We start from the raw sequence: 4,496 nt of genomic DNA, 5'->3' as shown, positions 1-4,496 counted from the left end.
GTGCGGGACCAGGTGTTTTCGGCGAAGGCGTGGGCCGCGTTGTAGGTGTTCGGGGTGGTGAGCGGGTGGGGGGAATCGGGGGTGAGATCCAGGTCGAAGTCCGTCACGAAGGCGTGGTCCGTGGGGGAGGCGATGCCGTGTGCGGCGGGCGTGCCTTCAATGCCCTGGGCGGGCCGGGAGTCGCCGCGGTCTCGGGCGTTCGCCGTTGCCCGGAGGCGGTCCACCGCGCCGTCCATGGCGAACTGGGCGGCGCCGAGGCCCTCCACCACGTAGCCGCGACGGGCCTGACCGCTGTCCTCGAAGGCGGAGAGGACGCGGTACACGGCGGAGAAACCGCCCTCGATCCCTTCCGCCGAGACCGCTCCCCGGGTCACCACCCCGTGGCGGTCGAGCAGGGTGCGGGCCAGGGCGTGGGCGCGGACGGTGGCGTCGGGTTCGTGGTCGGGGAGCAGCGACCAGCGGCCGGCCACGGTCGGCGGGCCGGTGCGCGAGGCGGGGCGGGCGGCGGCCGTCAGCGAGCCGTATCTGCCCCGCGGGACGGCGCGCTTCGCCCGGTGCGCCGTCGAGCCCGCTGTCCTGCCCGAGCCGAGGAGAGCGCGCATCGGGGCGAGGGTGTCGTTCGTCAGCCGGCCCGACCAGGCCAGGTCCCAGACGGTGTCGGCCAACTGGGGATCCGTGGCGTCCGGGTGTGTGGTGGCGCGGACCTGGTCGGCGATCTGGCGGAAGAAGAGCCCGTAGCCTCCCGTGAGCGCGTCGAGGACGGCTTGGTGGAGTGCGGTGGGTTCCAAAGGGTGGGGCGGTGGCAAGAGCAGCGGGGCCGTGTCCGCCAGGTACAGGGACACCCAGCCGTCCTTGCCTGGGAGCGAGCCCGCCCCGGCCCAGACGATCTCCCCGGCCGCCGTGAGTTCGTCGAGCATCGCGGGGGCGTAGTTCGTCACCCGGGACGGCAGGACCAGCTTCTCCAGGGCGGACGCCGGCACGGAGGCGCCCTGCAACTGCTCGACCGCGCGCACCAGTCCGTCGACACCGCGCAGTCCGTGACCCTTGCCGATGTGCTGCCACCGCGGCAGGAACTGCGCGAGCGCGGCGGGTGGCACCGGCTCCAGTTCGTGCCGCAGGGCGGCCAGAGAGCGGCGCCGGAGGCGGCGCAGGACCGCCGCGTCACACCACTCCTGGCCGATGCCGGCCGGGTGGAACTCCCCCTGTACGACACGGCCGTTCGCCGCCAGCCGCTGAAGCGCGCCCTCGGTGACCGCCACGCCCAGGCCGAAACGGGCTGCCGCCGTGGCCGAGGTGAACGGGCCGTGAGTGCGGGCGTGGCGGGCCAGGAGGTCGCCCAGCGGGTCCTTCACCGGCTCGGTGAAGGCCTCCGGCACACCGACCGGCAACGCCGTGCCGAGCGCGTCGCGCAGGCGGCCCGCGTCCTCGATCGCCGCCCAGTGGTCGGCGCCGCCGATACGGACCCGGATCACGCGGCGGGCGCCGGCCAGCTCCCCGGCCCACCGCGGATCGGCGCCGCGCTCGGCGAGTTCGGCGTCGGTGAGCGGCCCGAGCAGGCGCAGCAGGTCCGCGACGCTTTCGGCGTCCTTCGCGCGCCGGTCCTCGGTGAGCCACTGGAGCTCCCGCTCCAGTTCGGTCAGCACCTCGGCGTCGAGCAGTTCGCGCAGCTCCGCCTGGCCCAGCAACTCGGCCAGCAGCCGGGAGTCCAGCGACAGGGCGGCGGCGCGCCGCTCGGCCAGCGGCGAGTCACCCTCGTACAGGAACTGCGCCACGTACCCGAAGAGGAGCGAGCGGGCGAACGGGGAGGGCTCGGGGGTGGTGACCTCGACCAGGCGCACCTTGCGGGATTCGATGTCGCCCATCAGCTCCACGAGCCCGGGCACGTCGAAGACGTCCTGGAGGCATTCGCGGACCGCTTCGAGAACGATGGGGAAGGAGCCGAACTCGCTTGCCACCTGGAGCAGTTGGGAGGCCCGCTGGCGTTGCTGCCACAGCGGGGTGCGTTTGCCCGGGCTGCGGCGAGGGAGCAGCAGGGCACGCGCGGCGCACTCGCGGAAGCGGGCCGCGAACAGGGCCGAGCCGCCCACCTGGTCGGTGACGATCTGGTTGATCTCGCCCTTGTCGAAGGTCACGTCCGCCGCGCCTACGGGGGCCTGCTCCGCGTCGTATTCCGTGCCGGTCCTCGGCTCCTGGTCGAGCAGGTCCAGGCTCATCAGATCTGCGTCCGGGAGGCGCAGCACGATGCCGTCGTCGGCGTGCATGACCTGGGCGTCCATGCCGTACCGCTCGGAGAGCCGGGCGCTGAGCGCGAGGGCCCACGGGGCGTGGACCTGGGCGCCGAAGGGGGAATGGACGACGACCCGCCAGTCGCCGAGTTCGTCGCGGAACTGCTCCACGACGATGGTCCGGTCGTCCGGGACATGGCCGCAGGCCTCACGCTGCTCGGCCAGGTAGGAGAGCACGTTGCCGGCGGCCCAGGTGTCCAGGCCGGCGGCGAGGAGCCGGAGGCGGGCGTCCTCCTCGGGCAGTGAACCGACCTCGCGCAGGAACGCGCCCACCGCGCGGCCCAGTTCGAGCGGACGGCCCAACTGGTCGCCCTTCCAGAAGGGGAGGCGGCCCGGGACCCCGGGAGCGGGGGACACCAGGACCCGGTCACGGGTGATGTCCTCGATGCGCCAGGAACTCGTACCGAGTGTGAAGACGTCCCCCACGCGGGACTCGTACACCATCTCCTCGTCCAGCTCGCCGACCCGGCCGCCGCCCTTCTTGGGGTCGGCGCCCGCGAGGAAGACCCCGAAGAGCCCCCGGTCGGGGATCGTGCCCCCGGAGGTGACGGCGAGCCGCTGCGCGCCCGGGCGGCCGGTCACGGTGCCGGCGATCCGGTCCCACACCACACGCGGGCGCAGCTCCGCGAACGCGTCGGACGGATAGCGGCCCGCGAGCATGTCGAGGACCGCGGTGAACGCCGACTCGGGGAGGGCGGCGAAGGGCGCCGCCCGGCGGACCGTGGCCAGCAGGTCGTCGACCTGCCAGGTGTCCAGCGCCACCATCGCGACGAGCTGCTGGGCGAGGACGTCCAAGGGGTTGGCGGGGACCCGCAGGGACTCGATGGAACCCGTGCGCATCCGCTCGGTGACCACCGCCGCCTGGACCAGGTCACCTCGGTACTTGGGGAAGACGACGCCTGTGGAGACCGCGCCCACCTGGTGGCCGGCGCGGCCGACTCGCTGCAGCCCCGAGGCCACGGACGGGGGTGACTCGACCTGGACGACCAGGTCCACGGCGCCCATGTCGATGCCCAGTTCGAGGCTGGAGGTGGCCACCACAGCGGGTAGGCGGCCTGCTTTGAGGTCCTCTTCGACGAGCGCGCGCTGCTCCTTGGAGACCGAGCCGTGGTGGGCCCTGGCGATGACCGCGGGCGCGCCCTGGGCCGCGCCCGAGCCGCCCATCAGCTCGGCGGGGGCGTGATGTTCGGTGAGGGGTTCGCCGGTGGCCCGCTCGTAGGCGATCTCGTTGAGCCGGTTGCACAGGCGCTCCGCGAGGCGGCGGGAGTTGGCGAACACGATCGTCGAGCGGTGCGCCTGGACGAGATCGGCGATCCGTTCCTCGACGTGCGGCCAGATGGACGGCCGTTCGGCCCCCTCGTTCGCGTCGGCGACCGGGGAGCCGCCCAGTTCGCCCAGGTCCTCCACAGGGACGACGACCGAGAGGTCGAACTCCTTCTCGGACTTGGGCTGGACGATCTCCACCTTGCGCTGCGGGGAGAGGTAACGCGCGATCTCGTCCACCGGGCGGACGGTCGCGGAGAGGCCGATGCGCCGAGCGGGCCTGGGCAGCAGTTCGTCCAGCCGCTCCAGGGAGAGCGCGAGATGCGCGCCGCGCTTGGTGCCCGCTACCGCGTGCACCTCGTCCAGGATCACCGTTTCCACGCCCGTCAGCGCGTCGCGCGTGGCCGACGTCAGCATCAGGAACAGCGACTCCGGGGTGGTGATCAGGATGTCGGGCGGGCGAGTGGCCAGGGCGCGGCGCTCGGCGGGTGGGGTGTCGCCGGAGCGGATGCCCACCTTGACCTCGGGCTCGGGCAGCCCTCGGCGAACGGATTCCTGGCGGATGCCTGTGAGGGGGCTGCGGAGGTTGCGCTCGACGTCGACCGCCAGGGCCTTGAGCGGTGAGACGTAGAGCACGCGGCAGCGTTTGCGGGGGTCGGCCGGGGGAGGTGTCGAGGTGAGCTGGTCGAGTGCCGCCAGGAACGCCGCCAGGGTCTTGCCGGAGCCTGTCGGGGCTACCACCAGCACGTCCGAGCCCTCGGCGATGGCCGCCCACGCGCCGGCCTGGGCCGCGGTGGGCGTGGAGAAGGCCCCCGTGAACCAGCCGCGGGTCGCGGGGGAGAAGCCGTCCAGGGCTCGGTGTGTGGAGCTGACCATGCGTCCATCCTGCACCTCGGTACTGACAATCGGGCTGAGCTGCGGGTTTGCCTCCGGTGGTGGGGTGGTGGG

Annotated in this window: 1 protein-coding gene; it reads right to left on the bottom strand. The window is 73.2% G+C overall.

Features of this window, described 5'->3' with window-relative positions; all coding sequences use genetic code 11:
* On the bottom strand, positions 1-4,424 hold a 4,424-nt coding region (locus AOK08_RS22115; protein WP_055528978.1), incomplete at its 3' end, for an ATP-dependent helicase.
* Positions 4,425-4,496: the final 72 nt, after the last annotated feature.

This window comes from Streptomyces graminilatus (assembly GCF_001418565.1).
Lineage (GTDB): Bacteria > Actinomycetota > Actinomycetes > Streptomycetales > Streptomycetaceae > Streptomyces > Streptomyces graminilatus.
This window is presented reverse-complemented; position numbering and strand designations above follow the sequence as displayed.